Origin of the sequence: Lysobacter sp. 5GHs7-4 (genome assembly GCF_021284765.1) — a bacterium.
GTDB lineage: Bacteria > Pseudomonadota > Gammaproteobacteria > Xanthomonadales > Xanthomonadaceae > Lysobacter.
In genome coordinates this window covers 2428774-2454760 of record NZ_CP089924.1, presented here as the reverse complement: position 1 = coordinate 2454760, position 25987 = coordinate 2428774, and the positions used below count along the sequence as shown (strand labels likewise).

Genomic DNA, 25987 nt, shown 5'->3' with positions numbered 1-25987 from the left:
TCCGCCGCAGTCTAACCAAACCGGCGGCGCCCGCCTGTCTACAAACCAAACGCGGTTCGCAGTTCCAAACCGCAGCCGCGCGCCAAGGCATCGAAGCCGGGGAAGGAAGTAGCCACATTTTCTACGTCACGAATATGCACTTCGCCGTGCGCGCGCTGCGCCGCCACAGCGAAGCTCATCGCAATGCGGTGGTCGCCGTGGCTGTCGACCGCGCCGCCGTGCAAGGCACCGCCTTCGATAATGGCTCCGTCGGGCGTCTCCTCGATTTGCGCACCAAGAATGCGTAAACCTTGTGCCATCGTCGCGATCCGGTCCGACTCCTTCACGCGCAGCTCGGCCGCGCCGGAAATCCGGCTGCGTCCCTGCGCGCAAGCCGCGGCCACGAACAGCGCCGGGAACTCGTCGATCATGTCCGGCACCAGCGCCTGCGGCACGTCGATGCCGTGCAGCGGCGCGTAGCGCACGCGCAGATCGGCGACCGGTTCGCCGCCCTCCTCGCGCGCGTTTTCCTCGGCGATGTCGGCGCCCATCAGGCGCAATGCCGCCAGCAGGCCGGTGCGGCGCGGGTTCATGCCCACCGCCTGCAGGTGCAGTTCCGAACCCGGCACCACGCTGGCCGCGACCAGGAAGAACGCGGCCGAGGAAAAGTCCGCCGGCACCGCCACCTGCGTCGCGTGCAGCGCATGACCGCCGCTAAGGCGCGCATAGCCGGGCGAGAATTCGATCGGCCAGCCGAACGCGGCCAGCATGCGCTCGGTGTAGTCGCGGGTGGGATGCGGCTCGCGCACCACGGTCTCGCCCTGCGCATACAGGCCGGCCAGCAGCAGCGCCGACTTCACCTGCGCGCTGGCCACCGGCAGCGTGTAGTCGATGCCCTGCAGCGAACGGCCGCCGTGGATGCGCAACGGCGGCAGGCCGCCGTCCTGGCTGTCGATGCGCGCGCCCATCGCCGCCAGCGGCTCGGTCACGCGCCGCATCGGCCGCTTGGACAGCGATTCGTCGCCGATCAGCACCGAATCGAAGCCCTGCCCCGCCAGCACGCCGGCGAGCAGGCGCATGCCGGTGCCGGCGTTGCCGCAATCCAACGCCTCGGCGCTGGCGCGCAAGCCGTGCAGGCCGACGCCGTGGACGATGCGTTCGCTGGCGCTGGGCGTTTCGATGCGCACGCCCAGGCGCTCGAACACGCGCGCGGTGGCGCGGGTGTCCTCGCCTTCGAGAAAACCGGTAACACGCGTGACGCCCTCGGCCAGCGCGCCCAGCATCACCGCGCGGTGCGAGACCGATTTGTCGCCCGGCACGCGCACGCTGCCGCGCAGCGGCGCGCCGGACGCGGCGATCCAGTCCTGGCGCGCGCTCATGCGCGCACCGCGTCCAGCGCGGCGAGCAGGCGACGGTTCTCGTCGGCGTCGCCGACGGTGATGCGCAGGCAATCGCCCAGGCCGTAGCCGCCCATCGGCCGCAGCACCACGCCACGCGCGATCAGTTCCGCTTCGATGCGCGCGGTGTCGGCGCCGAATTCGACCAGGACGAAGTTGGTCTGCGACGGAAACACGCGCAGGCCGCGTTCGCCCAGCGCCGCGCTCAACGCGGCGCGCTGTTCGGCGTTGCGTGCGCAGGCCGAGGCCAGATGCGCCTCGTCGGCCAGCGCGGCCTCGCAGGCGGCCAGCGCCGGGCCGTTGACGTTGAAGCTCTCGCGCAGGCGTTCCATCACCGCCACCAGCCCCGGCGCCGCCAGCAGGTAGCCCACGCGCAGGCCGGCCAGGCCGTAGGCCTTGCTGAAGGTGCGGGTGACGGCGAGGTTGGGATGGGTGGCCAGCAGCTCGACCGCGCTGCCGAAATCCGGCGCATCGGCCATCTCCGCGTAGGCCTCGTCCAGCACCACGATGGTTTCGGCCGGCAGCTTGGCCAGGAACGCGCGCAGCGCATCGCGGCCGAACCAGGTGCCGGTCGGGTTGTTCGGATTGGCCACGTACACCAGCCGCGTGGCCGGTCCGACCGCCGCGGCGATCGCGTCCAGGTCGTGGCCGGCCGGCATCGCCGCGTCGCGCGGCAGCGCCTCGACGATGCGCATGCTGGCGCCGGCGGCCTGCGTGGCCAGCGCGAACACGGCGAAGCCGTAACGCGAGAACACCACTTCGTCGCCCGGCCCGGCGTACACCTGCGCCAGCTGCATCAGCAGTTCGTGCGAGCCGTTGCCGAGCAGGATCTGCGCGGTCGTCACGCCGTGTTTGGCCGCCAACGCGCGCTTGAGATCGGCGCCCAGCGGATCGGGATAGCGATGCAGTTGATCCAGCTGCGCCAGCACGGCTTCCTTCGCGCGCGGCGACGGGCCGTAGGGATTCTCGTTGGACCCCAGTTCGACCAGTTGCTCGGCGCCGAAGCGGCGCCGCAGCGCCACCAGGTCGTGGCCGGGGTCGTAGGCGCGCAGGCGCTGCACGCCGGCCTGCGCGCGCGTGGCGAACCAGGCCTCGTCGTACGCCGGCGCCGCCGCGGTGGAAGACGCAGCCGCGCTCACGCGATCGCGACCGGGTAGGAGCCCAGCACCTTCACTTCGTGCGCCAGCTCCTGCAGCTCCTCCAGCGCCTCGCGCATGGCGGGTTCCTGCACGTGGCCGCCGATGTCGACGAAGAACGCGTACTGCCAGCGGCCGGTGTGACCGGGACGCGACTCGATGCGGTTCATGCTCAGGCCGCGCTTGGCGAACGGCGACAGCACGTTGTAGAGCGCGCCGGGCTGGTCCTTGATGAAGATCAGCAGCGAGGTGCGGTCGTTGCCCGAAGGCGTGAACAGCTCGCGCCCGATCACCAGGAAGCGGGTGGTGTTGTCGGGGCGGTCCTCGATCGGGCCGGCCACGGTCTTCAGGCCGTAAACGTTGCCGGCGCTGGCGCCGGCGATCGCGGCGGCGTCGTCGGCGTTGCGCGCGCGGCGCGCGGCCTCGGCGTTGCTCGCGACCGGAATCTTCTCGGCCTTGGGCAGGTACTCGCGCAGCCAGGCCTTGCATTGGGCGAAGGACTGCGGATGCGAGTAGATGCGCTCGATGTCCTCGATGCGGCCGCCGCGCGACAGCAGGTGCTGGTGCACGCGCAGCTCGACTTCGCCGGAGATCTTCAGCTTCGAGGTCAGGAACATGTCCAGCGTCGACTGGATCGTGCCCTGGGTGGAGTTCTCCACCGGCACCACGCCGAAGTCGGCGTTGCCGGCTTCGACCTCCTGGAACACTTCCTCGATGCTCGCCAGCGGCAGCCCGTGGATGGAATGGCCGAAGTGCTTGAACACCGCCTGCTGCGAATGCGTGCCTTCCGGACCGAGGAAGCCGATCTTCAGCGGCTCCTGCTGGGCCAGGCAGGCCGACATGATTTCGCGGAACAGCCGCACCAGCACTTCGTCCTGCAGCGGGCCGTCGTTGCGGTCGACCACGCGCCGCAGCACCTGCGCCTCGCGCTCGGGCCGGTAGTAATCCACCGCCGCGGCCAGCTTGCCCTTGGCCTTGCCGACCTGGTTGGCGAACTGGGCGCGCTCGGCGATCAGCTGCTGGATGTGCTGGTCGATGCCGTCGATGCGCGTGCGCAGGGTCGGCAAATCCAGCGCGGGCGCGTCCGGCTCGGGCGCGCTGAGCGGCTTGGCCTCGGCGGTCTTGCGCTTGACCGCGTGGGACGCGTCGTCTTTGACGGCCTTCTTGCCGGCGGACTTAGGCGCTGCGGCGCGCTTGGGCGGGGTGGGTTTCTTTGCCATGGTTGTCTCGCAGGTCCGCTCGGGGGTTCGGCGACGCGGACGGAACGGTATGAAGGAAGAACGCTATGAAGAACGTAGGGTGCGGCGAGCCGTAGGCGAACCGCACCATTGCGCTGAGACGGGCCGTGCGATGGCGCGCTGGTCGGCGCACCCTACTTCGCCTGAAGCCCGGTCTCAGCCGTGCCTGGCCGCGAAATCGCGCATGAAAGCGGCCAGCGCCTGCACGCCCTCTTCCGGCATCGCGTTGTAGATCGAGGCGCGCATGCCGCCCAGGGCGCGGTGGCCCTTGAGCGAAATCAGGCCGGCGGCCTCGGCCTCCTTCAGGAACGGCTTGTCCAGCGCCTCGTCCTTGAGGAAGAACGGCACGTTCATGCGCGAGCGCGCGCCAACGGCGACCTCGTTGCGGTAGAAGCCGCCGGAGTGGTCGATGGTCTGGTACAGCAGCGCCGACTTGCGCGCGTTGCGCTGCGCGAATTCGCTCACGCCGCCCTGCGCGATCATCCACTTGAACACTAGGCCGGCCAGGTACCAGTTCCAGGTCGGCGGCGTGTTGAGCATGGACTCGCCCTTGACGTGGGCGCGGTAGTCGAGGATCTCGGCGCGCGGCTGGCCGGCGCGTTCGAGCAGGTCGCGGCGCACGATCAGCACGCTCACGCCGACCGGGCCCAGGTTCTTCTGCGCGCCGGCATAGATGATGCCGAACTTGGACACGTCCAGCGGCTCGGACACGATGCTGGAGCTGAAGTCGCCCACCAGCGGCACGTCGCCGGTATCGGGAATGTCGCGGAACTCGACGCCGTGGATGGTCTCGTTGGCGGTGTAGTGGACGTAGGCGGCGTCCTTGGACAGCTGCCACTCGCCATAGGCCGGGATGTCGCGGAAGCCGCCGGCTTCGCCGTTGGCGACCACCTTGGCGTCGACATAGGGCTTGACCTGCTTGAGCGCGGTCTTGCCCCAATGGCCGGTCACGGCGTAATCCACGGTCTGGCCGGGCGCGGCGAAGTTGAGCGCGATCAGGGCCTGCTGGGTGGTGGCGCCGCCCTGCAGGAACAGCACCGCGTAATCCTGCGGAATCGACATCAGCGTGCGCAGGTCGGCCTCGGCCTCCTGGGCGACCTGCAGGAACTCCGGCCCGCGGTGGCTCAACTCGACGATCGAGGCGCCGACGCCGTGCCAGTCCAGCATTTCGGCCTGGGCCTGCTGGAGGACGGATTCGGGCAGGGTCGCGGGGCCGGCACTGAAGTTGAACGCGCGGGACATCGGGTGCTCCGTAGGATGGGGGGTCGGATCCCAAGTATGCCGCAGTGCAACACTTGCGCGCGCCTTGGTTACCCGCGCAACTTTTGACCGCCCGCGCAACTTTTACCCCTCGGGCTGCCTCTATGGTGATAAACCCACCGTATGCACCTGGACCGGCCCGCGGCACTACCCGCGCCGCGCCCGTCCCCCGCAGGAGTACCCCCGATGGCATTGCGCGACGCTTTCACGCTTCCCGCCCGCGAGATCACCGACGAGGCCGTCTACCGCGAACGCCGGCGCCTGCTGGCCGCGTTCGCCGCCGCGCCCGCGCTGGGCCTGGCCGGCTGCGCCGACGCCGAGCCGCCGGCGGCGCCCAAGACCGCGATCACGCCCGCGCAGGCGGCCTCTGGCTTCCGCACCGACGAGACCCTGACCCGCTACGAGGACGTCAGCAGCTACAACAATTACTACGAGTTCGGCACCGGCAAGGCCGACCCCGCCCGGGCCCGCAAAACCCTGCGCACCAAGCCCTGGACGGTCGCCGTCGGCGGCGCCTGCGCCAAGCCCGGCCGGCTGTCGCTGGACGATCTGATCAAGGGCCTGACGCCGCAGGAGCGCATCTACCGCCTGCGCTGCGTGGAAGGCTGGTCGATGGTGATCCCCTGGCTGGGCGTACCGCTGGGTGAGGTGCTCAAGCGCTTCCAACCCACCTCCAAGGCCAAGTACGTGGCCTTCACCACCCTGGCCGATCCCAAGCAGATGCCCGGCCTGGCCTACCCCGCGCTGGACTGGCCCTACCGCGAGGGCCTGCGCATCGACGAGGCCATGCACCCGCTGACCCTGCTGGCCACCGGCCTGTACGGCAAGCCGCTGCCGCAACAGAACGGCGCGCCCTTGCGGCTGGTGGTGCCGTGGAAGTACGGCTTCAAGAGCATCAAGTCCATCGTCGCGATCACCTTCGTCGAGAAGATGCCGTTCACCAGTTGGAACGACGCCCAATCCAGCGAATATGGCTTTTTCTCCAACGTGAACCCCAACGTCGACCACCCGCGCTGGACCCAGAAGAGCGAACGCCGCATCGCCGGCACCGCCAGCAAGCTGTTCGCCGAGCGCGTGCCGACCCGGCTGTTCAACGGCTACGGCGACCAGGTCGCGTCGATGTACGCCGGCATGAACCTCAAGCAATGGTTCTGAGCGCATGAACGACCGCACCGCGGCCGCGGCGCCGGCACCGCGCCGCGCGCCGGCCAAACGCCCTGCGTCGATCGGGATGATCGCGGCCAAGACTGTCGTCCACTTGCTGGCGCTGACGCCCGCGGCGATCCTGGCCTGGCAGATCCGCGCCGAATTCCTCACCGGCGACGGCGGCCTGGGCGCCGACCCGGTGGCCGAGATCGAACACCGGCTGGGCCTGTGGGCGCTGCGCCTGCTGCTGCTGACGCTGGCGATCACGCCGCTGCGCCAGCTCAGCGGCCAGCCGGTGCTGCTCCGCTTCCGCCGCCTGCTCGGCCTGTATGCGTTCTTCTACGCCAGCCTGCATCTGGCCGCGTATCTGGTGCTGGACTTGCGCGGGTATTGGACGCAGATCTTCGAGGAAATCCTCAAGCGCCCCTACATCACCGTCGGTTTCCTGGCCTGGCTGCTGCTGGTGCCGCTGGCGATCACCTCGACCCAGGCGATGATGCGCCGGCTGGGACGGCTGTGGGGCCGGCTGCACCAGCTGATCTACGCGATCGCCGTGTTGGCCGTGCTGCACTTCTGGTGGCTGGTGAAATCCGACATCCGCGAGCCGCTGCTGTACGCGGCGGTCCTGGCCCTGCTGCTGGGCTGGCGCGCGTGGAAGAAGCTACGCGCGCTCAGCGCACGCCGTACAGCAGCAGCAGGCTGAGCGCGGCGGCCAGCAAGGTGGCGGCGAGCAGCAGCCAGGGCATGCGCCGCACCGACGACGGCAGCGCCGCGGCCGGACGCGCGCGTTCCTCGGCCTCGAACTCGACCGGGTGCAGGGCCGGCGCCGGCTCGTTGCCGATGCCGCGGCTGGGCGCCTCGATCACGAAACGGTGCTGCGATTCCAGCACCAGTTGATCGCCCGGCCGCAGCAGCGCGCTGCGCACCGGGCGGCCGTTGACCACGCTGCCCTCGACCGAGCCCATGTCGCGCAGGACCACGCCGTCGGCGTGCGCCTCCAGACGGGCGTGGCGTTCGGCGAAGGACGCGTCGTCGACGCGGATGTCGCATTCGCTGGCGCGGCCGATGGTGCGCGGCTTGTCCAGCGTGTAGCAGCGTCCGTGGTGCGGGCCGGCGATGCCGCGGATCACCAGGCGGCTCTCCGGCGCTTCGCCGAAGCCGTAGTCCACCGGCGCCGGCGTCGGCTCGCCGGCCAGCAGCAGCAGTTCGACCCCGTCGATGAAGATCGCATCGCCCGCGCGCAGCATCGCCATGCGCCGCACCGGGCGGCCGTTGACGTGCAGTCCGCGCACGCCTTCGCGCACCTGCAGCCAGACGCCGCGGCGGTCCACGCACACTTGCGCGACCGCGTCGCCGCCGTCGCGGACCAGGGCGGTGCGACCGTCGGTGTCGCGGCCAATCGCATGCACGCCCGGGCTCAGCGCCAGGTCGGCATGTTCACGGTTGGGGTATCGCAGTCTTAGGCTTTCCACTCGGCGGAAATCTAGCACGCTGCACGGCGTTTCAGGCAGCCCGGGGCGAGTGCCCTGGGGCACGCTCTTGGATGCGACGCGCCGCGCCCGCACAATAGGCGCCACCTGGGAGGGAACATTCATGTCGAGCATCGATATCCGCCACGATCATTCGCTGACGCCGGCCAAGGCCCGCAAGGCCGTCGAAGAGGTGGCGGAAAAGCTGGCCGAACGCTTCGGCATCGAATACGACTGGGCCGGCGACACCCTCAACTTCGCCCGCAGCGGCGTCGACGGCAAGATCGCGCTGGGCGCCAAGCAACTGCGCGTGACCGCCAGCCTGGGCTTCCTGCTGGGGGCGCTCAAGGGCCCGATCGAGAGCGAGATCCGGCGCGTGCTGGACGAGCGATTTAAGTAATTCGGGATTCGGGATTCGGGATTCGGGATTCGGGATTCGGGCAAGGCTGCGGCTACCCGCGTCGTTTCGATCCATCATCCCGCGCAGGCGGGCATCCGGTGCCTAGGTCGACCATACATCGTCCGAGCATTCGGCCTACGCGCACCGCCCCAAGGCCCCGACGTAGTTTCGATCAGTCATCCCCGCGCAGGCGGGGATGCAGCGACCGGGTCGGCGTGGCGCCGGCGACGCAAGCGGCATAGAGCCCTTGGCTCCGCGCCTGTGGACACACACACCACACTCACGCTTACGCGCTGAAGTCCCTGGATCCCCGCCTGCGCGGGGATGACGAATCCGGAGTTACGCCGAGACGGTGTGGCTCCGCGACGATGCAGTGCTACTGCGACCCACGACACAGTGCAGGCGCTGCCGCGCCCTACTCCAACCCCGGAAACGGATCCGGATCGCCCTCGAACAAACGCCATGCGACCTCGCGCTCGTCGCTTTCGATTTCGGCGATGAACTCGCGCACGTCGCCCAGTTGCCCGAACGCCGCGAAGCCGCGTTCCAGAAAGCCCTGCAGCTCGGACAGGCCGGCGGCCTTGGCCGGGCCACGCGAAAGCTTGAGCAGGGTCGACACGCCCGGCATCCGCACCGCCCGCCCCAGGCCCAGCCCGACCCGCCCGATCAGCTCGATCTGGTGGCCGCGCAGGCGCGGCAGGCCGCAGTCGCGGTAGGCCTGCGCGTACAGCGCCGCATCCAGGCGCTTGCGTCGCGGCGCCAGGGTCTGCAGGCGCTGCGCCATGCGCAGGTCGAAGGCATGGGTGAGCAGGCCCAGCTCGATCGCGTCGGCCACCGTGCCCAGCAGGGCCGAGGGCAGCAGCCGCTGCATCATCGGCAGCACCCGCGCGATGTCGGCGTCGCGACGGCTGAAGTCATGGTCGTTGTAGACGTCGCTGAGGAAGAACTGCGCCGCCGGACGCCGGCGCGGGTCGCGCAGGAAGCGGTCGAAGCTGGCCTCCAGGCGGCGCGCCTGCCAGCTGCGCAGTTCCTGCAGCCAGCGCAGGCCGTTGCGCGGCTCCTTGCGCGGATCGTGCAAGGCCTGGTGGCGCGCCAACAGGTCGCTCAGGCGGGTGGAAAGATCGGTCGTCCTGGACATCGCAGGCATGATCGCGGCCGCGAACGGCGCCCGCAACCGTCCCGCGCTACGACCAAAGTCGCGGCGTCTGGCGCGCCCGCTCCGGTCGGCTACACTCCGGGGGATACTCCTCCGCACGGTCGCCGCCCACCCCATGCTGTCACTCCATTCCGCCCAGCACCGGGCGCGTAGCACCGGCACCCCGGCCAAGATCGGCCTGGCCATCGCCGGCGGCGGCCCGATCGGCGGCATGTACGAACTCGGCGCGCTGCGCGCGATGGACGAGGCCCTGGACGGCCTCGACCTGACCCGGCTGGATTGCTACGTCGGCGTCAGCAGCGGCGCCTTCCTGGCCGCGGGCCTGGCCAACCGCATGGACACCGCCGAGATGTGCCGGATCTTCATCACCGGCGACAGCGACGACGTCCAGTTCCGGCCCGAGACCTTCATGCGGCCGGCGTTCTTCGAGTACATGAAGCGCGCCGCCAGCTTCCCGCGCCTGGCCACGCAGTGGTGGCGCGAGCTGCTGTTCTCGCCGCGCGAAGCGCGCTGGTCGGACCTGATCACCCGCTTCGGCGGGCTGATCCCCAACGGCCTGTTCGACAACGGCGAGGTCGAGCGCTTCCTGCGCGAGGTCTTCACCCGCCGCGGCCGCAGCAACGACTTCCGCGATCTCGACGCGCGCCTGTACGTGGTCGCGGTGGATATCGACAGCGGCGACGCGGTGCGTTTCGGCGGCGACGACTGGAACGACATTCCGATCTCCAAGGCGGTGCAGGCCAGCGCCGCCCTGCCCGGCCTGTACCCGCCGGTGAACATCCGCGGCCGCCATTTCGTCGACGGCGCGCTGCGCCGGACCATGCACGCCTCGCTGGTGCTGGAACAGGGCATCGACCTGCTGATCGGCATCAACCCGCTGGTGCCGTTCAACCATAACCACGGCGGCGCGCCGGTGGCCGAGGACAACAGCCTGGCCGCGGGCGGTCTGCCGGCGGTGCTGTCGCAGACCTTCCGCACCCTGCTGCAATCGCGCATGCAGGTCGGCCTGGCGCGCTACGCCCAGCAGTACCCCAACATCGACCAACTGGTGTTCGAGCCCAACGCCGAAGACGGCGAGCTGTTCTTCACCAACGCCTTCAGCTTCTCGGCGCGGCGCCGGATCTGCGAGATCGCCTACCGCAACACCCTGGCCGACCTGCGCCAGCGCGCCGACGCGCTGCGCCCGGTGCTGGCCGCGCACGGCATCCGCCTGCGCGAGGAGGTGCTGGCCGACCCCGGGCGCTCGATCCTGGACGGCATCGCCGCGCCCCCGCGCGACACCGAGACCACCGCGCGCCTGCGCCGCGCCCTGGACGATGTCGATCACTTGGTCGCGAATCGCCGCAAGCGCGCCAAGGCCAGGTAGTCGCCGAGTGCGGTGATTACCGCGCCGGCGCGGGGCTTCGGCCTGGCGCGACGATGCGGTTCGCCTAAGGCTCACCGCATCCTACGGGCTGGCAGTGCCCGGCCTCGCCGATTTCCGTCGGCGTTGGTTGCGCGTCCCGTCCAATGGTGTGAAAACTCTAGACAGCGCCCCCATCGTGCAGTGACATCGTATTTACGCCCGCTTGGAGGGCACATGGCCAAGTTCAAGAAGAACGCTAAGAAAACGACCGCCGGCAAGAGCAGCAGCGGCAGCGCCCAGGAGCAGGCCGAGCGCCTGTCCAAGACCCTGAGCGAATCCGCGCAGCAGATCTGGCTGGCCGGCGTCGGCGCGTTCGGTCGCGCCCAGGCCGAGGGCACCAAGCTGTTCGAAGGCCTGGTCAAGGAAGGCCTGAATCTGGAGCAGACCGCGCGCAAGTTCACCGGCGGCCAAGCCGATGCGCTGCGCGACGTGGTCGAGTCCAAGGTCGGTCACGCGCGCGAACGCGCCGCCGACACCTGGGACCGTCTGGAGAAGGTGTTCGAAGAGCGCGTGCAGCGCGCCCTGGTCAAGCTCGGCGTGCCGGGCCGTGACGACCTCGCCGGCCTCAGCCAGCGCGTCGACACCCTGACCGCCGAACTGCGCCGCCAGGGCGGTAAGCCGGCCAAATCGGCCAAGCCCGCCGCCAAGCCCGCCGCGGCCAAGAAGGTCAGCGCTGCGAAGAAGGTGTCCAAGCAGCCGGCCGTTGCCAAGAAGGGGGCCGCCAAGGCGCCGCGCAAGTCGATCGCCAAGCCCAAGCCGCCGGTCGCGCCCTGATCCATCGACGCCGGGCGGTGCGCCGCCCGGTCGCAACACCGCTACCGATCCAGCCGCGCGACCCGCACCTCACGGTCGCGCGCAACGCCAAGCCCGCCAGTCCGTCGCTCCGTATGCTCCCCTCCCCTTACGGTTTCGGACTGGCGGGCTTTCTTTGTCCGCCGCCGGCGGGCGTCCGCGTTTCTGAGGAAACCGGCGCCGATCCCCGCCCGCGGCCGGCCCAGACGCGCATAGCGTGAGCCAGGGCCGCGGCAGACCGTGCCTAGTGGCGTATATTTTGCGCCCAACGTCCGGCCTGAGGCCTGCATGTCCAATGCTGTTTCGCTGCTGACCGCGCTCCTGATCGCCGTGCTGGCCGGCGGCGCGATCACCGCCTATCTGTGGCTGTACCGCCGTCGCCGTTCCGAAACCCAGGCCGGCATCGAGGCGCTGGCGAACATGCGCTGGCGCGAGTTCTCGCGTTTGGTCGTGGAGGCCTTGCAGCCGCGCGGTTTCGAGCCCGAATCGGTGGAACAGACGCTGGAACGCGGCAGTCAGCCGGAGGAACTGCGCCTGCAGCGCGACGGCCGCCCCTGGCTGCTGTCGTGCAAGCAGGGCCACGCCAACTACCAGGTCAGCGCGGCGGTGGTGGCCGAGTTCGCCAACGCGGTGCGCTTCGCCGGCGCCAGTGGCGGCGTGCTGGCGACGCCGGGCCGGATCGCGCCGGCGGAAGTGCGCGGCATCGAGCTGGAACGCTACGACGGCCCCGCGCTGTGGGCGCTGGTCAGTCCGCTGCTGCCCGAATCGCTGCGCAACGACCTGACCGCCAGCACGCGCAAGCGGGTGATGCGCGAGACGCTGTTCGGCTGGGCCGCGGCGATCGTGCTGGGCGCCGTGGCCAGCCTGCTGCTGCCCGATCCGCCGCGCAGCGTCGAAGCGCAACCGGCCGCGCCCGTCGCGGCGGCTACTGCGGCGGCAGCGCCACCGGCCGCCGTCGCCGAGCCCGCGCTGACCGCGCCGGCCGATCCCAATCGCGAGCAGTACGAGCGCGCCGAGGTGATGCGCATGGTGTCCTCGCTGCCCAGCGTGGAACGCGCGCTGTGGTCGACCTCCTCGACCCTGCTGGTGTATCAGCTGCGCGAGGACGACGAGGCCGACGTCAAGGAAATCTGCACGATCCTGGAGCGCTACGCCTTCCTGCGCTCCTCGCGCCTGCAACTGCAACCGCCGCCGGGCAGCGACAAGCGGGTGCGGTTCCTGCAGTGCAAAACGTATTGAGGCGAGCCTCGTCCGCCGTTGAGCATGCGGCGCGACGCATCGATGCGGTTCGCTGCGCCGACCGCATCCCACGCAGCTCATGATTCCCCCCTTTGAAAAAGGGGGGCTAGGGGGATTTGCTTTTAGCTCGTAAAGCTCAGAGCAGCGGCAACGGCAAATTCCCCCTACCCCCCCTTTTTCAAAGGGGGGAACCGCAGCGCAAGGCTCGGGAAGTCGCGCAGTTCCGGAAGTCGCGTTGCCGACTGCGCAGGATACGGTCAGCGCAGCGAACCGCATCGCGCCTGCCCGCGCGTGCCCCAAATACAGAATCGGCCGCACAAGGCGGCCGATTCCTGCGCGCACCGCGTCCGCGCGACTACCAGTGCACGCCGCGCATCAACGCCGCGAACGCGATCTGCTCGTTGCTCGCGTGCTCGTCCTTCAAGCCCTTGCGGTCGCCCTTGGCGGCGGCCGAATCCGGGAACAACTCGAAGGCCGTGCTCATCACCACCTCGTACGCCTTCGGCGCCAACGCGTTGACCACCGAGGCGAAGATGCCCAGGCGGGTCGCGATGCGGCTGGGCTTCTCGATGATGCCCTTGACCACCAGGTCGCCGGCCTCGTCCGGGGTCAGGGTCGGCACGCTGTCGTACATCTTGGTCGGCGCGATCATCGGCGTCTTCACCAGCGGCATGTTGATGGTGGTGAAGCTGATGCCCTTGCCCGACAGCTCGCCCTGCGCGCAGCGGCTGAACGCATCCAGCGCCGCCTTGCTGGCCACGTAGGCCGAGAAGCGCGGCGAGTTGGCCAGCACGCCGATCGAGGAGATGTTGATGATGTGGCCCTTGCGGCGCTCGGTCATCTTCGGCATGAAGCCCATGATCAGGCGCAGGCTGCCGAAGTAATTGAGCTGCATGGTGCGTTCGAAATCGTGGAAGCGGTCGTAGCTGAGCTCGATCGAGCGCCGGATCGAACGGCCGGCGTTGTTGACCAGGATGTCGACGTGGCCGTGCTCGGCCAGGATCTGCTTGACCAGGCGGTCGCAGTCGGCCATGTCGGCCAGGTCGGCGGTGTAGGCGAAGACCTTGCCGCCGGCCGCCTTCATCGCGTCGCGGGCCTTGAACAGTTCTTCCTCGCCGCGCGCCACGATCACCGTGATCGCGCCGGCCGCGGCCACCTTCTCCGCCGTCGCCAGGCCGATGCCCGAGGAGCCGCCGGTGATCACCACGACCTTGTTGCGGACCTTGCCCTTGAGGGTGCGGTCGACGAACAGGTCCGGGTCCAGATGACGCTCCCAGTAGTCCCACAGGCGCCAGGCGTAGCCGTCCAGATGCGGCACCTTGATGCCGCTGCCGCGCAGCGCGCGCTCGGTCTCGCGGTTGTCGAAGCGGGTCGGATAAGTGATGAACTTCATCACCTCCTTGGGGATCTTGAAGTCGCGCAGCAGCATGCCGATGAAGCGCTTGACCGGCGGCAGGTTGCCGACCGCGCCGCGGATGCCCGACGGCACGAAGGCGAACATGCGCGCGTCGATGCGCATGGTCATCTCAGGCGCATGGCCGGCGCGGGCGAAGGTGTTGAGCACCTCGCCGACGCGCTGCGGCTCCGGATCGGTCAGGTGGAAGCAATGCCCGTCCAGCTTGGGCTTGTGCGCGATGTGGTCCATCGCGTCGACCACGTAGTCGACCGGAATGATGTTGATGCGCCCGCCCTCGATGCCCAACGTCGGCATCCACGGCGGCAGCATCTCGCGCAGCTTCTTGAGGAAGGTGAAGAAGTAGTACGGGCCGTCGATCTTGTCCATCTCGCCCGTCTGCGAATGGCCGACCACCATGCCCGGACGGTAGATGCGCCATTTGACGCGCTTCTCGGCCCGCACCAACCCCTCGGACTCGTGCTTGGTGCGCAGGTAGGGATCGTCCAGGCCCTCGGCCTCGGCGAACATGTCCTCGCGGAACACGCCCTGGTACATGCCGGCGGCGGCGATCGAGCTGGTGTGGTGGAAGCAGCCGGCGCCGATCGCGGCGGCCAGGTCCAGCGCGTGCTGGGTGCCGTCGATGTTGGCCGCGCGCTGCGACTCGGCGCTGGCGGTCAGGTCGTAGATCGCGGCCAGATGGAAGAAATGCTTGACCTTGCCGCTGAGCGTGCGCAGCTGCGCCGCGCTGACCCCGCACTTGGCCGCGGTCATGTCGCCGTAGACCGGCACCACCCGCTTGAGGTCCCAGCCCATCTTCTTGGCCGTGGCCTCGTACTTCTTCTGCGAATCCTTGCGCACCAGCACATAGATCGTGCCCTTGCGCTTGAGCAGGTTGCTGACCAGGAACCGGCCGATGAACCCGGTCGCGCCGGTAACGAAATAACTCATGCCCCTCTCCTTGACCCCAAGTCGGCCGCGCGGTGGCGGTACGCGCCTAACTTGCCAGAGCCCGGGCTCATGGACAATTCCCTTCCGTATTGACCACCCCGCCGGTGCATGCGGTAATGCCGCATCACCTTGGTCGCCGGGAGGGCCACACCATGTCCGATCTGAAGTCCAGTTTCGAGCAAGCCGCGAAGGATGTGCAGGCGCTGAGCGAGCGCCCCGACAACGACACCCTGCTGCGCCTGTACGCGCTGTACAAGCAGGGCGCCGAGGGCGACGTCAGCGGCGCCAAGCCGGGGTTCTTCGATTTCGTCGGCACCGCCAAGTACGAGGCCTGGGCCAAGCTCAAGGGCACCGGCCAGGACGAGGCGATGAAGAAGTACGTCGATCTCGTGAAGAAGCTGCGCGGCTGATGCCGCGCGGGGCGCGCCGACCGACGGCGCCACGATCCAGGGCGGGTTGACCCGTGGCCAAACAGACCCGCCAGCGCATCCTCGACGCCGCGTTGACCATGTTCAACGCCCAGGGCGAGCCCAACGTCACCACCAACCATATCGCCGACGAGCTGGAGATCAGCCCGGGCAATCTGTATTACCACTTCCGTAACAAGGACGACATCATCGAGCAGCTGTTCGCGCGCTACGAGGAGCGCATGGACGAAGCGCTCGCCGCGCCGCAGGGGCGCCTGCCCGGGCTGGAGGACATCTGGCTGCAGCTGCACCTGGTGTTCGAGTGCATCTGGGACTACCGCTTCCTGTACCGCGACCTGGTCGAGATCCTCAGCCGCAACCGCCGCCTGCGCCTGCGCTTCGCACGCATCCTCAAGCGCGCCGACGAGCAGGCCCACACCGTCATGCGCGGTCTGTCGCAGGCCGGGGTGATGCGCGCCTCCAGCGACGAGCTGGCCGCCACCGCGACCAACGTGCTGGTGATCGCCACCTTCTGGCTCAACTACGCCTCCGCGCGCGGCGACAAGGACGAACACGCCGCGATCCGCGACGGCATCGTCCAGGTGATGATGCTGATGGCGCCGTTCCTGCGCGACGCCGAGCGTCTGCATCTCAACACGCTGACGCGGGCTTACCTGGACTGAGCGCCGCGGCGAATCCGCCGTGCAGCGTCGAAGCTCCCCCCCGTAGAAGCGGCGTCCCGTAAGGATTTCCTTCGGTCCTAAGCCGCGACCGCGCAACGATGGCTGCGACGCGAGCTTGGCGACGCGATTGATGGTCCGATCCTGGGCTGGCCGGTTGGCGCGGACGTCTGCGGTGGCGCGGTCGCGGCTAACGCCGCCCCTACCGCAAAGCCCTGGGGCCGCGACTTGCGGTGGCGCAGCAACGCAAACCGCGCAATCGCGCGCGAATTCACATCGGCGCCGGGGCTAGCGTGCGGGCGCGGGTCGATCCCGCACCACCCCAAGGAGAGGAGTGCCCATGAACGCTTTCCGCCGCAAACCCGTCCTGCTCGTCGCCGTCGCGCTGATGCTGGCCTCCAGCGCCGCCTGGGCGGTCTGCCGCCCGAACAACTGCGCCTCGAGATACCATCAGTGCCTGAACAACGGCGGCGACGAAACCGCCTGCGAAATCGCCTACTACAACTGCCTGCGCAGCTACGGCTGCCCGATCCCCTGATCCAACGCTGGCGCGGCAATCACCGCCCTACGCAAGAACGCATGCGGGCCACCAGCGCCCCCTTTGAAAAAGTGGGCGGGCGCCTTGCGTTAGCCGAGGGCGAGGCCACGCCGGCGGCGCCGGGGGATTTGCTGTTGCTTCTGAGGGCAGGAGCAAATCCCCCTAGCCCCCCTTTTTCAAGGGGGGAACAGACGCGCATAAAGAGTGGGGGTTCGCGCCCCTGCCCCATCGCTCAAACGACGAGGGCGCCATCGGCGCCCTCGTTCGCTCGCTACGCGTCCAGGCTCAGGCCTTGCGCGCGGCCCGCTTGGCCGGCTTGCGCACCGCGCGGCGCACCGGCGCCGGCTTCTTCTTGGCCTTGGCAGGCTTGCGCGTCTTGCGCTGGGTCTTGGGCTTCAAGCCCAGCTTGTCCAGCACGGGCGCCAGTCGCGATTCGACCTCGGCGCTGAACTGGATCACCCGCGGTTCGACCTGGCCACGCACGCCGTCCAGCTGCGCGCGCATGTTCTCGCGCGTCTGCCGCACCAACTTCTGCGCGCGGCGCTGCAGGGCGTCGGCGCGCTCGACCGCGCGGCCGGCGGCATCGAAGCCGCCGCGGCGGGCGATCGCGACCAGGCCCAGACCGGCCAGCCACAGGTGGCGCAGCGTGGTTTGCTTGGCCGCGCGGGGTTTGCGTTTGACGGTTGCCATCTCGGGTACTCCGCTGACCGGCCGGAGGGGGGCCGGTTTCTCGACCGTCACTGTGGCCAAGCGCCATGGAGCAATCACACTAGCCATGCAGGGCCTTGCCAGAACACCGTCCGCGGACGGATGCTGCGCTCCCGACCTGTCGACAAGGACCGCAGATGGCCGCGAAATCCGCCTGGGCCGCTTTTCCGCACGATGCCAAGGGCTACGCCTACGCCGGCGACGCCCTCAAGAAAGCCTGGCCCAAGCTGCACGCCGGCGACACCGAACCCTACCCGGACGCCAAGCGCGCCGCCGCGCTGATCGCGGCCGCCGGCAAGGCCGCGCCCAAGGGCTTGGACGCCGACGCGCTCGCCAGCGCGCTGCAGGACGCGTGGCGCGCTTTCCATCGCGGCGACTTCAAGGCCGCCTTCGACGCCGGCGAAGCGCTGGGCCCGGTCGGCGCATCGGTCGCGGTCAAGGCGCTGGGCATCCACGCCACCTACCTGGTCGACGACGACGCCGAAAAGCTCAAGCGCTACGAGCACGCCGCCAAGCTCGCCGAGGCCGCGGTCAAGGCGCTGCCGGACGAGGCCAACAGCCACTACCGCCACGCGTTCGCGCTGGGCCGCTACAGCCAGGGCCTGAGCATCGCCAAGGCGCTCAAGGCCGGCATCGCCGGCAAGGTCCGCGCCGCGCTCGACGCCACCCTCGAACTCGCCCCCAAGCACGCCGAAGCGCAGACCGCGATGGCGTTGTACCACGCCGAGATCATCGGCAAGGTCGGCTCGATGATCGGCGGCCTCACCTACGGCGCCAAGGCCGGCGAGGCCGACAAGCACATCAAGGCCGCGCTCAAGCTGACGCCGGATTCGCCGATCGCGCACATCGAGCACGGCAACGTGCTGATGCTGCTGCACGGCGACAAGCAGGAGGACGCGGCGGCTGCGGCCTACGAAAAAGCCGCCAAGCTCAAGCCCATCGACGCCATGGAGGCGCTGGACGGGGCCTACGCGCGCGCGCAGCTGGAATGAACCCCGGCCACGGGCCGGCATGAACAGGCTTGCCTAGTTCGCGCCGGCCCCCTACAATCTGCGGCCCAAGTATTTGGGCGGTTAGCTCAGCGGTAGAGCACTGCTTTCACACGGCAGGGGTCACAAGTTCGAAACTTGTACCGCCCACCAGATACGGACGAAGGCCGGCGCAAGCCGGCCTTCGTCTTTTCCGACGCCCGGTTCCGGGCTGCAGGGCCGCCGCCCCCGTGTTGCCGGCCCCGCGCCCGCAGGCCCCGATCGGCGCATTCGACCGCAGGAGCGCGCGATGAGCGACACCCACCCGACCCGCCTCTACCACAACCCCGGCTGCTCCAAGTCGCGCGGCGCGCTGGCGCTGCTGCGCGAGCGCGGTATCGAACCGGAGATCGTCGCCTACCTGGACAGCGCGCCCGGCGCCGACGAACTGCGTGCCTTACTGGATCTGCTGGCGCTGCCCGCGCGCGCGCTGCTGCGCAGCGGCGAGGACGCCTACGCCGCGCTGGGCCTGGACGATCCGGCCCTGGACGAGGACACGCTGATCGCCGCGATGGCCGCGCATCCGCAGTTGATCGAGCGGCCGGTGTTCGTGCACCGCGGCCGCGCGGTGATCGGCCGCCCGCCGGAGCGCGTGCTCGATCTCCTCTAAGCCGCCGCCGCTTTGGATTCCTGTGGGAGCGGCGTAAGCCGCGATTGAGCTCGCACGCCGCGACGCAAGTCCGATGGCAGGCGGGGTTCGATCGCGGCGTACGCCGCTCCCACAGAAGGCAGGGCCGCTCAGCGGCCGCTGGATCACAACGACTTGCTGGCCCGCAACGAAGCCACCTTGTCCGGCGCCGCGAACGAATCGCTGCGCGCGTTCGCCCAATAGCTCTGGAACACGGCATGGCCGGGAATGCGTCCCAGCAGGTCGCCCGGGGCGAGGAAGTTGTACAGCGCGCCCAAGGAGCGCACTTCCGTCGCCGACACCCGCCGCAGGATGTGCTCGGGGCCCAACTGGTCCGGATGCGACAGACCCGCCGCGCACAACAGATCGCGCAAGGCCTTGAGCGTGTTGTCGTGGAAATGGAACACGCGCGTGGCCTTGTCCGGCACGTCGAGCTGGCGCCAGCGGCTGGGGTCCTGGGTGGCCACGCCGGTGGGGCAACGGTCGGTGTGGCAGCTCTGCGCCTGGATGCAGCCCAGCGCGAACATGTAGCCGCGCCCGGCGTTGCACCAGTCCGCGCCCATGGCCAGGGTACGGGCGACGTCGAAGGCGCTGGTGATGCGCCCGGCCGCGCCGACGCGGATGCGGTCGCGCAGCTCCAGGCCGACCAGGGTGTTGTGGACCAGCATCAGCGCCTCGTGCATGGGCACGCCGACGTGGTCGATGAATTCGGCCGGCGCCGCGCCGGTGCCGCCCTCGGCGCCGTCGACGACGATGAAGTCCGGCAGCAGCCCGGTTTCGTGCATGGCCTTGGCGATGCCGAACCACTCCCAGGGATGGCCGATCGCGAGCTTGAACCCGGTCGGCTTGCCGCCCGAGGCCTCGCGCAGACGGGCCACGAACTCCAGCAGGCCGCGCGGCGTATCGAAGGCGCTGTGCTTGGCCGGCGACACGCAGTCCACGCCCATCGGCACGCCGCGCGTGGCCGAGATCTCGGCGCTGACCTTGGCCGCCGGCAGCACGCCGCCGTGGCCGGGCTTGGCGCCCTGCGACAGCTTGATTTCGATCATCTTCACCTGCGGATCGGCGGCCGCGGCGGTGAAGCGCTCCAGGTCGAAGCGGCCCTGATCGTCGCGACAACCGAAGTAGCCCGAACCGATCTCCCACACCAGATCGCCGCCGTGCTCGCGGTGGTAGGGCGAGATCGAACCCTCGCCGGTGTCGTGGTAAAAGCCGCCCAGCTTGGCGCCGCGGTTGAGCGCGCGGATCGCGTTGGCCGACAGCGAACCGAAGCTCATCGCCGAAATGTTAAACACGCTGGCCGAGTACGGCTGCGCGCTGTCGGCGCCGATCACGATGCGGAAGTCGTGCTCGACATGCGGCGACGGCGACATCGAATGGTTGATCCATTCGTAGTCGTGGCCGTACACGTCCTGCTGGGTGCCGAACGGGCGCACGTCGTTGACCGACTTGGCGCGCTGATAGACCAGGGCGCGCTGCTGTCGCGAGAACGGCACCTCGGCGGTGTCGGACTCGATGAAGTACTGGCGCATCTCCGGCCCGATCGACTCCAGGCCGTAGCGGAAATGCGCGAGAACCGGATAGTTGCGGCGCAGCGTGCTGCGCGTCTGCAGCAGATCCCAGGTGCCCAACGCGGCGATGGCGCCGAACGCCAGCACGCCCCACCATCCATCCGGCTGCCACAGGCTCGCGACCAGCAAGGACGCGATCAGCAGGATCAGGCTGGCGATGTAGACGGCATAGCGCATGGCGGGCGGTTCGTTCGCGGGCTCATGCGAGCATAGCGCGGCCGTGCGCTGCGCGGGTCGGAAGCGAACGCCCCGACGCTCCCTTTATCTCCCGCCGACCTCACCCATCGGAGCGCGGCGATACGATGCCGCAGCGCATCCGCTCACAAACGCGCGTCGGCCTGCCCGTGCGGATACAGGCTTTTGATGTCGTACAGCAAGGCGCCCTCGCGGCCGTAGGCACGCGCGCCGGCCGCGCCCAGGGCGCGGAACTGATCGTGCGCCACCGCCAGCACGATCGCGTCGTAGACGCCGTGTTCGGGTTGCGCGACCACCTCCACGCCGTATTCGCGCCGCGCATGCGCGGCGTCAACCCAGGGATCGTGGATGTCGACCTGGGCGCGGTACTCGCCGAACTGGCGCGCCAGCTCGATCACGCGGGTGTTGCGCAGATCGGCGCAATTTTCCTTGAAGGCCAGGCCCAGGATCAGGATGCGCGCGCCGGCGACGTTGACGCCGCGCTGGATCATGCGCTTGATCACGTCGGCGGCGACGTGCTCGCCCATCGCGTCGTTGATGCGGCGGCAGGCGTGCAAGATGTCGGGATGGTAGCCGGCGGCCTGCGCCTTCTGGATCAGGTAGTACGGGTCCACGCCGATGCAGTGCCCGCCGACCAGGCCGGGACGGAACGGCAGGAAATTCCACTTGGTGCCGGCCGCCTCCAGCACTTCGGTGGTGTCGATGCCCAGGCGCTGGAAGATCAGCGCGAATTCGTTGACCAGGGCGATGTTGGCGTCGCGCTGGGTGTTCTCGATCACCTTCGCCGCCTCGGCCACGCGCAGGCTGGACGCCTTGTGGGTGCCGGCCAGGATGATGCTGCGGTACAGCGCGTCGACGCGCTCGGCCGCCTCCGGGGTCGAGCCGGAGGTCACTTTCGGAATGTCGACCAGGCGCCGCGTGCGGTCGCCGGGATTGATGCGTTCCGGGCTGTAGCCGACATGGAAGTCGCGGTTGTAGCGCAGGCCCGAGGCGCGCTCCAGCTCGGGCACGCAGATCTCCTCGGTAGCGCCCGGATAGACGGTGGATTCGTAGATCACCAGCGCCCCCGGGCGCATCAGCGCGCCGATGCGGCGGCTGGCGTCGATCAGCGGCTGGAAATCGGGACGCTTGTGCTCGTCCACGGGCGTGGGCACGGTGACCACGAACACGTCGCGGTCGCGCAGCTCGTCGGGATTGGCGCTCAGGCGCAGGCGCGCGGCGGCGGCGAACTCGTCGGCGCCGGCCTCGCCGTTGCCGTCCTCGCCCGCGGCCAGCGCGGCCACGCGCGCCGCGTCGATGTCGTAACCCAGGGTGTCGTAGCGCCTGCCCAGTTCGAGCGCGAGCGGCAGCCCGACATAGCCCAGGCCGATCACCGCGATGCGTGCGCTTGCCAGATCCTGCATGCCCTGCCCTGACGTAATGAGGAAGCGCCGCCGTTCCAGGAAGCCCGGTCCCGACGCCGCCCGATTATAGGGGCCGCCTCGCGCGGCGCGCGCAGGCGCGGCTGTCATCCTGGACTGCCAGCATGCGTTACCAGGGCAGCGAACGGCCGAACCGCGGACCGGGGCTGGACGCAGCGCCACGATTCGGATTTTTCCTACACGCGGTTAGGGCCTGGACCGACTGTCAGGGCCCGTGCACGCAGGCAGACTCAAGGGGTCGGGCGCCGCGGGCTCGAACGGCAGCGATCCAGCGCCACGACAGCAGGACGATCCGAAGCAAACAGCACCAAGTACGACGGTACCAAGCAGCACGACCCAAAACGGAACGCACCAGCCCCTCTCGAATCAGCACCCGAACCTCGTCCGGCCAAGGATGCCCACCCGCCCCACCGGCCCGCCCAGGCCGGCCCCGCTCACGCCCACGGGACCCGCGCCATGCCGTACCGAGTCGAACTCCGCGAACAGCACAACCATGGCAGCCTGATCTGCAGTCCGGCCACCATCGAGGCCCACCGCGATCTGCAGGCCGCCGGCGCGGCCGCGCGCCACGACGCCATCGAGCACGCCAAGGCCTACCGCGTGGACGTGCGCGTGCAGATCTACGCGCCGTCGGGCCAGCTCGCCGTCGGCACCCAGGTCCGTCATCTCGAAGTGGCGGCACCGCCGCGCAAGCGCCCGCAGCTGTCGCTGGTCGTCAATACGCCCTGAGCGCGGCCGCTCGCACGCCGGCCAACGCCAAGCGCGACGTCGCCATCGCAGGCACGGCCGAAGCCCGGCCTTGGCGCGCCCCAACCCGGGCACGTCGTCTTCGCTTTACTCGCGCGCCATCGCCTGCGCGCCGGCCAGGATCATGCGCACCATCTGGCTGAGCTGCCGGATCAGCTCGGCGTCCTTCTCCGGCGGCGAGTCCATCGCCGTGGCGCCCATCGCGAACACCAGGCGCGTGATCGCCTTGGCCACCAGGGCCGGATCGCGCAGCGTCGCGCCCTCGGCCGCCGACAGCCGCACCAGGTCGATGCGCAGTTCTTCCTCGAAGAAGGTCAGCTCGCGGTCCACCGCCTGCTGGAACGCATGCGAGCCCACCGTGCCCTCGCGCAGCAGCACGTGCAGCAGCTTGTCGTCGGCGCGCACCTGTTCCATGAAGGCGGTGACCGAGTCGCGCACGATGCTGTGGCTGGTCGCCGCGCGCCGGCGCGCGGCGCCGACGATCTTGCGCAGCGACTGCCCGGCCAGGTCGATCAGCGCCACCGCCAGCTCGTCGATGTCGCGGAACTGGCGGTAGAAGCTGTTCGGCGCGATCCCGGCCTCGCGCGCGACCTCGCGCAGGCTGAGGCTGGACACGCTGCGGTGCGGTCCGATCAGGCGCAGCGCCGCGGCCAGCAGGTCGTCGCGCGAGATCGCGGCCTTGCGCGCGGAGGTCGAATCGTCGTCGGCGGCGATGGAGGGCTGGGTCACAGAAACGAGCATGAACGGGATCGGGCCTGCATCATAGCGAGGGGCGCGAATATACATCTGTCTATACACTTGTGCTCTCACGTGTATAGTAGCGTCCATGAGCGCCCGCCCCCGCCCCGCCTCCACCCGCCTCCCGGCCCGGTCCGACAGCCCGTTCAGGCGCCTGGCGCGCCCCTGGCTGTCGCCGCGCGTGTTCGATTTCTGGGCCTCGCGCCTGCACCCGACCTGGTCCTGGGAGCGCCCGCTGGCACGCATCGTCGAGCGCCGCGCCGAGTCCGCCGACGCGGTGACCCTGGTCCTGCGCCCCAATCGTCATTGGCACGGTTGCCGCCCCGGCCAGCACCTCAACGTCAGCGCCGAGATCGACGGCTGCCGCGTGACCCGCAGCTACAGCCCCACCGGCCTGCCCGGCCGCGACCGCCGCGTCGCCATCACGGTCAAGGCCGTCGACGGCGGCAAGCTCAGCCGCCATCTGTGCGAACGCGCCAAGGTCGGCGACGTGCTCGACCTGGGCCCGGCGTTCGGCGACATGCAACTGGACGAGAACGCCGCCGCGCCGCGCCTGTTCCTGGCTGCCGGCAGCGGCATCACCCCGCTGATCGCGCTGACCCGCGCGCTGGCCGCACGCGGCATGCCCGCGCCGCTGAGCCTGCTGTACTGGGCGCGCAAGCGCGAGCAGCTGTGCTTCGTCGACGAGCTGCGTAGCTACGCGGCCGCGCATCCGCGTTTCCAGCTGCGTTTCCTGCTCACCGGCGAGGCCGCGGATGCGGCCGACGAAGGCCAAGGCCGCATCGATGCCGCGCAACTGGCGACCATCGCCGACCTCGCCGATCGCGAGGTCTACGCCTGCGGTCCCGGCGGTTTCGTCGACGAGGCGCGCGCCCTGCTCGCCGCGCGCACGGTTTCGTTCCAGGCCGAAGCCTTCAGCCCGCCGCCGCGCACGCAAGAAGACCTCGATGGCACGGTGGAAATCACCCTGGCCGCCAGCGCGCGCACCGTGACCGTGGCGCGCGGGCAATCGCTGCTCGGCGCGCTGGAAGCGCAGGGCCTCAAGCTCGCCTCCGGCTGCCGCATGGGGATCTGCAACACCTGCGCCTGTGGCAAGCGCTCGGGCAGCACCCGACACCTGCACACCGGCGATGCCCAGCACGAACCGGTCTCCGCGCTGCGCCTGTGCGTGAACAGCGCCACCAGCGACCTCGTCCTCGATCTGTGACCCCCCACTTGAACCCCATGACCACGACCACCCGCAACCGCAAGCTGAGCCCGGACGAACTCGACAGCTTCGGCCGCGAACTCGACGAAGTGCGCGCGCGCGCCGTCGCCCAACTCGGCCAGCGCGATGCCGACTACATCCGCCGCATCGTCGCCGCGGTGCGCTGGACCGGCCTGGGCGGACGCCTGGCGCTGATGATCGGCGCGATCGGCGGCGCCTTCGTGTCCGGCCTGCTGATCCCGGCCTGGATCGTCGGCGTGCTGCTGCTGGCCTTGTCCAAGATCCTGGAGAACATGGAGCTGGGCCACAACGTCATGCACGGCCAGTACGACTGGATGCGCGACCCGCACCTGGACGGCAAGACCTACGAATGGGACATCGTCGCCACCGGCGACAACTGGCGCAAAACCCACAACTACCAGCACCACACCTGGACCAACGTGCGCGGCATGGACGACGACATCGGCTACGGCCTGCTGCGTCTGTTCCCGGAGCAGCGCTGGCGGCCGTTCTACCTGTTCCAGCCGATCGTGGCGGTGATCTTCGCCGTGCTGTTCGAGTGGGGCGTGGCGATCCAGGACCTGCGCCTGGGCCGCTGGTGGTACGGCAAGATCAGCAACGCGCAGATGCGTAAGAACTTCCGTCCGGTCGGCCGCAAGATGGCGCGCCAGCTGATCAAGGACTACCTGTTCTTCCCGCTGCTGGCCGGCCCGTTCTTCCTGCCGGTGCTGCTGGGCAACATCGTGGCCAACGTGCTGCGCAACCTGTGGACCTACACCGTGATCTTCTGCGGCCACTTCACCGCCGACGCCGAAACCTTCGCCAAGGAATCGGTGAAGAACGAATCGCGCGGCCATTGGTACCTGCGCCAGCTGCGCGGCTCCTCCAACCTCACCGGCGGCCGCCTGATGGACCTGATGACGGGCAACCTCAGCCATCAGATCGAACACCACTTCTTCCCCGACATTCCCGCCCACCGCTACGCGGCGATGGCGGTGGACGTGCGCGCGATCTGCGCGCGCTACGGCCAGCACTACAACACCGGCTCGCTGCCGCGCCAGTTCGGCCAGGTGGTCTGGCGCATCCTGCGCCACGCCCTGCCCAGCCGCCCGCCGGTGAAGCGCGCGCGCCTGGCGCGCTCGTCGGCGTGATGCGCGG

General features: G+C 69.5%; 24 protein-coding genes, 1 tRNA gene and 1 pseudogene. 15 read left to right on the top strand and 11 right to left on the bottom strand.

What is annotated here, in order from left to right; all coding sequences use genetic code 11:
* Window positions 1-38 precede the first annotated feature (38 nt).
* From aroA to serC, 4 genes and pseudogenes are all read right to left on the bottom strand, one after another.
* The gene (aroA, locus tag LVB77_RS11200) at window positions 39-1358 is read right to left on the bottom strand and encodes a 3-phosphoshikimate 1-carboxyvinyltransferase (protein WP_232906202.1); all 1320 of its coding nucleotides are present in this window, start codon (window positions 1356-1358) and stop codon (window positions 39-41) included.
* On the bottom strand, window positions 1355-2515 hold the full coding sequence (gene hisC / locus LVB77_RS11195; protein ID WP_232906201.1) for a histidinol-phosphate transaminase: 1161 nt from the start codon (window positions 2513-2515) through the stop codon (window positions 1355-1357). The genes aroA and hisC overlap by 4 nt, the downstream gene beginning before the upstream one ends.
* Window positions 2512-3570, bottom strand: a pseudogene (pheA, locus tag LVB77_RS11190) (prephenate dehydratase); the annotation flags it as partial. The pseudogene pheA and the gene hisC, both read right to left, overlap by 4 nt.
* A gap of 336 nt (window positions 3571-3906) precedes the next feature.
* A complete protein-coding gene (gene serC, locus LVB77_RS11185; RefSeq protein ID WP_232906199.1) occupies window positions 3907-4992 on the bottom strand; it encodes a 3-phosphoserine/phosphohydroxythreonine transaminase in 1086 nt (361 codons plus the stop codon).
* A 204-nt stretch (window positions 4993-5196) separates the two neighbouring features.
* On the opposite strand from serC, the gene msrP reads away from it, so the two are divergent.
* Window positions 5197-6165, top strand: a complete 969-nt coding sequence (gene msrP, locus LVB77_RS11180) for a protein-methionine-sulfoxide reductase catalytic subunit MsrP (protein WP_232906198.1) — start codon at window positions 5197-5199, stop codon at window positions 6163-6165.
* Window positions 6166-6241: 76 nt separating this feature from the next.
* Window positions 6242-6859: a protein-methionine-sulfoxide reductase heme-binding subunit MsrQ gene (gene msrQ, locus LVB77_RS11175; protein ID WP_232910252.1), complete on the top strand. Its 618-nt coding sequence runs from the start codon at window positions 6242-6244 to the stop codon at window positions 6857-6859.
* Here msrQ and LVB77_RS11170 read toward each other — a convergent pair.
* Window positions 6828-7565, bottom strand: coding sequence for an FHA domain-containing protein (locus tag LVB77_RS11170; RefSeq protein WP_232906197.1), 738 nt, complete (start codon window positions 7563-7565; stop codon window positions 6828-6830). The two genes, msrQ and LVB77_RS11170, sit on opposite strands and share 32 nt — an antisense overlap.
* A 184-nt stretch (window positions 7566-7749) precedes the next feature.
* Between LVB77_RS11170 and LVB77_RS11165 the strand changes: the two genes are divergently transcribed.
* The gene (locus LVB77_RS11165) at window positions 7750-8025 is read left to right on the top strand and encodes a polyhydroxyalkanoic acid system family protein (RefSeq protein WP_232906196.1); all 276 of its coding nucleotides are present in this window, start codon (window positions 7750-7752) and stop codon (window positions 8023-8025) included.
* A gap of 415 nt (window positions 8026-8440) precedes the next feature.
* Here LVB77_RS11165 and LVB77_RS11160 read toward each other — a convergent pair whose 3' ends face one another.
* Window positions 8441-9163 (bottom strand): hypothetical protein, encoded by a 723-nt coding sequence (locus LVB77_RS11160; RefSeq protein ID WP_232906195.1) that lies wholly within the window; start codon window positions 9161-9163, stop codon window positions 8441-8443.
* Window positions 9164-9296: 133 nt separating this feature from the next.
* Here LVB77_RS11160 and LVB77_RS11155 point away from each other — a divergent pair, with 133 nt between their 5' ends.
* The 3 genes from LVB77_RS11155 (at window position 9297) to LVB77_RS11145 (ending at window position 12617) form a co-directional block, all read left to right on the top strand.
* Window positions 9297-10547 carry a patatin-like phospholipase family protein gene (locus tag LVB77_RS11155; protein WP_232906194.1) on the top strand — a complete coding sequence of 417 codons (1251 nt, stop codon included), beginning with the start codon at window positions 9297-9299 and terminating at the stop codon, window positions 10545-10547.
* 213 nt (window positions 10548-10760) lie between these two features.
* Entirely contained in the window at window positions 10761-11360 is a 600-nt protein-coding gene (locus LVB77_RS11150; RefSeq protein ID WP_232906193.1) for a phasin family protein, read from the top strand.
* A 306-nt stretch (window positions 11361-11666) separates the two neighbouring features.
* Window positions 11667-12617, top strand: coding sequence for a restriction endonuclease (locus LVB77_RS11145; RefSeq protein ID WP_232906192.1), 951 nt, complete (start codon window positions 11667-11669; stop codon window positions 12615-12617).
* Window positions 12618-12972: 355 nt separating this feature from the next.
* On the opposite strand, the gene LVB77_RS11140 is transcribed toward LVB77_RS11145, so the two are convergent.
* Window positions 12973-14961, bottom strand: coding sequence for an SDR family oxidoreductase (locus LVB77_RS11140; protein WP_232906191.1), 1989 nt, complete (start codon window positions 14959-14961; stop codon window positions 12973-12975).
* Between the two features lie 152 nt (window positions 14962-15113).
* Between LVB77_RS11140 and LVB77_RS11135 the strand changes: the two genes are divergently transcribed.
* The 3 genes from LVB77_RS11135 to LVB77_RS11125 all read left to right on the top strand — a co-directional run bounded on the left by LVB77_RS11135 (window position 15114) and on the right by LVB77_RS11125 (window position 16586).
* Window positions 15114-15371, top strand: a complete 258-nt coding sequence (locus LVB77_RS11135) for an acyl-CoA-binding protein (RefSeq protein ID WP_232906190.1) — start codon at window positions 15114-15116, stop codon at window positions 15369-15371.
* A 53-nt stretch (window positions 15372-15424) separates the two neighbouring features.
* Window positions 15425-16051 carry a TetR/AcrR family transcriptional regulator gene (locus LVB77_RS11130; RefSeq protein WP_232906189.1) on the top strand — a complete coding sequence of 209 codons (627 nt, stop codon included), beginning with the start codon at window positions 15425-15427 and terminating at the stop codon, window positions 16049-16051.
* A 337-nt stretch (window positions 16052-16388) separates the two neighbouring features.
* Window positions 16389-16586 (top strand): hypothetical protein, encoded by a 198-nt coding sequence (locus tag LVB77_RS11125; protein WP_232906188.1) that lies wholly within the window; start codon window positions 16389-16391, stop codon window positions 16584-16586.
* Window positions 16587-16871: 285 nt separating this feature from the next.
* On the opposite strand, the gene LVB77_RS11120 is transcribed toward LVB77_RS11125, so the two are convergent.
* Window positions 16872-17276, bottom strand: coding sequence for a phasin family protein (locus LVB77_RS11120; protein WP_232906187.1), 405 nt, complete (start codon window positions 17274-17276; stop codon window positions 16872-16874).
* A gap of 155 nt (window positions 17277-17431) precedes the next feature.
* On the opposite strand from LVB77_RS11120, the gene LVB77_RS11115 reads away from it, so the two are divergent.
* The 3 genes from LVB77_RS11115 (at window position 17432) to arsC (ending at window position 18932) form a co-directional block, all read left to right on the top strand.
* Window positions 17432-18286 carry a hypothetical protein gene (locus tag LVB77_RS11115; RefSeq protein WP_232906186.1) on the top strand — a complete coding sequence of 285 codons (855 nt, stop codon included), beginning with the start codon at window positions 17432-17434 and terminating at the stop codon, window positions 18284-18286.
* Window positions 18287-18361: 75 nt separating this feature from the next.
* Window positions 18362-18436: transfer RNA gene (locus LVB77_RS11110), tRNA-Val, on the top strand.
* A 136-nt stretch (window positions 18437-18572) separates the two neighbouring features.
* Window positions 18573-18932 carry an arsenate reductase (glutaredoxin) gene (gene arsC / locus LVB77_RS11105; RefSeq protein ID WP_232906185.1) on the top strand — a complete coding sequence of 120 codons (360 nt, stop codon included), beginning with the start codon at window positions 18573-18575 and terminating at the stop codon, window positions 18930-18932.
* A 143-nt stretch (window positions 18933-19075) separates the two neighbouring features.
* On the opposite strand, the gene LVB77_RS11100 is transcribed toward arsC, so the two are convergent.
* Complete coding sequence (locus LVB77_RS11100) at window positions 19076-20698, bottom strand: FMN-binding glutamate synthase family protein (protein WP_232906184.1); 1623 nt, start codon at window positions 20696-20698, stop codon at window positions 19076-19078.
* Window positions 20699-20841: 143 nt separating this feature from the next.
* Complete coding sequence (locus tag LVB77_RS11095) at window positions 20842-22119, bottom strand: nucleotide sugar dehydrogenase (RefSeq protein ID WP_232906183.1); 1278 nt, start codon at window positions 22117-22119, stop codon at window positions 20842-20844.
* Between the two features lie 474 nt (window positions 22120-22593).
* Between LVB77_RS11095 and LVB77_RS11090 the strand changes: the two genes are divergently transcribed.
* The gene (locus LVB77_RS11090) at window positions 22594-22866 is read left to right on the top strand and encodes a hypothetical protein (RefSeq protein ID WP_232906182.1); all 273 of its coding nucleotides are present in this window, start codon (window positions 22594-22596) and stop codon (window positions 22864-22866) included.
* Window positions 22867-22971: 105 nt separating this feature from the next.
* Here LVB77_RS11090 and fabR read toward each other — a convergent pair whose 3' ends face one another.
* The gene (fabR, locus tag LVB77_RS11085) at window positions 22972-23625 is read right to left on the bottom strand and encodes an HTH-type transcriptional repressor FabR (protein ID WP_232906181.1); all 654 of its coding nucleotides are present in this window, start codon (window positions 23623-23625) and stop codon (window positions 22972-22974) included.
* An 85-nt stretch (window positions 23626-23710) separates the two neighbouring features.
* On the opposite strand from fabR, the gene LVB77_RS11080 reads away from it, so the two are divergent.
* Entirely contained in the window at window positions 23711-24829 is a 1119-nt protein-coding gene (locus LVB77_RS11080) for a ferredoxin reductase (RefSeq protein ID WP_232906180.1), read from the top strand.
* A gap of 17 nt (window positions 24830-24846) precedes the next feature.
* Window positions 24847-25980, top strand: a complete 1134-nt coding sequence (locus LVB77_RS11075) for an acyl-CoA desaturase (protein ID WP_232906179.1) — start codon at window positions 24847-24849, stop codon at window positions 25978-25980.
* Window positions 25981-25987 lie beyond the last annotated feature (7 nt).

Bases quoted from the DNA above. Each gene is read 5' to 3' on its own strand.
- LVB77_RS11095 (WP_232906183.1), bottom strand. From the start codon at position 22,119: ATGCAGGATCTGGCAAGCGCACGCATCGCGGTGATCGGCCTGGGCTAT.
- LVB77_RS11140 (WP_232906191.1), bottom strand. From the start codon at position 14,961: ATGAGTTATTTCGTTACCGGCGCGACCGGGTTCATCGGCCGGTTCCTG.
- LVB77_RS11125 (WP_232906188.1), top strand. From the start codon at position 16,389: ATGAACGCTTTCCGCCGCAAACCCGTCCTGCTCGTCGCCGTCGCGCTG.
- LVB77_RS11155 (WP_232906194.1), top strand. From the start codon at position 9,297: ATGCTGTCACTCCATTCCGCCCAGCACCGGGCGCGTAGCACCGGCACC.
- LVB77_RS11080 (WP_232906180.1), top strand. From the start codon at position 23,711: ATGAGCGCCCGCCCCCGCCCCGCCTCCACCCGCCTCCCGGCCCGGTCC.
- fabR (WP_232906181.1), bottom strand. From the start codon at position 23,625: ATGCTCGTTTCTGTGACCCAGCCCTCCATCGCCGCCGACGACGATTCG.
- LVB77_RS11145 (WP_232906192.1), top strand. From the start codon at position 11,667: ATGTCCAATGCTGTTTCGCTGCTGACCGCGCTCCTGATCGCCGTGCTG.
- LVB77_RS11100 (WP_232906184.1), bottom strand. From the start codon at position 20,698: ATGCGCTATGCCGTCTACATCGCCAGCCTGATCCTGCTGATCGCGTCC.
- msrP (WP_232906198.1), top strand. From the start codon at position 5,197: ATGGCATTGCGCGACGCTTTCACGCTTCCCGCCCGCGAGATCACCGAC.
- LVB77_RS11115 (WP_232906186.1), top strand. From the start codon at position 17,432: ATGGCCGCGAAATCCGCCTGGGCCGCTTTTCCGCACGATGCCAAGGGC.
- aroA (WP_232906202.1), bottom strand. From the start codon at position 1,358: ATGAGCGCGCGCCAGGACTGGATCGCCGCGTCCGGCGCGCCGCTGCGC.
- LVB77_RS11075 (WP_232906179.1), top strand. From the start codon at position 24,847: ATGACCACGACCACCCGCAACCGCAAGCTGAGCCCGGACGAACTCGAC.
- arsC (WP_232906185.1), top strand. From the start codon at position 18,573: ATGAGCGACACCCACCCGACCCGCCTCTACCACAACCCCGGCTGCTCC.
- LVB77_RS11165 (WP_232906196.1), top strand. From the start codon at position 7,750: ATGTCGAGCATCGATATCCGCCACGATCATTCGCTGACGCCGGCCAAG.
- serC (WP_232906199.1), bottom strand. From the start codon at position 4,992: ATGTCCCGCGCGTTCAACTTCAGTGCCGGCCCCGCGACCCTGCCCGAA.
- LVB77_RS11150 (WP_232906193.1), top strand. From the start codon at position 10,761: ATGGCCAAGTTCAAGAAGAACGCTAAGAAAACGACCGCCGGCAAGAGC.
- LVB77_RS11090 (WP_232906182.1), top strand. From the start codon at position 22,594: ATGCCGTACCGAGTCGAACTCCGCGAACAGCACAACCATGGCAGCCTG.
- LVB77_RS11135 (WP_232906190.1), top strand. From the start codon at position 15,114: ATGTCCGATCTGAAGTCCAGTTTCGAGCAAGCCGCGAAGGATGTGCAG.
- LVB77_RS11120 (WP_232906187.1), bottom strand. From the start codon at position 17,276: ATGGCAACCGTCAAACGCAAACCCCGCGCGGCCAAGCAAACCACGCTG.
- msrQ (WP_232910252.1), top strand. From the start codon at position 6,242: ATGATCGCGGCCAAGACTGTCGTCCACTTGCTGGCGCTGACGCCCGCG.
- LVB77_RS11160 (WP_232906195.1), bottom strand. From the start codon at position 9,163: ATGTCCAGGACGACCGATCTTTCCACCCGCCTGAGCGACCTGTTGGCG.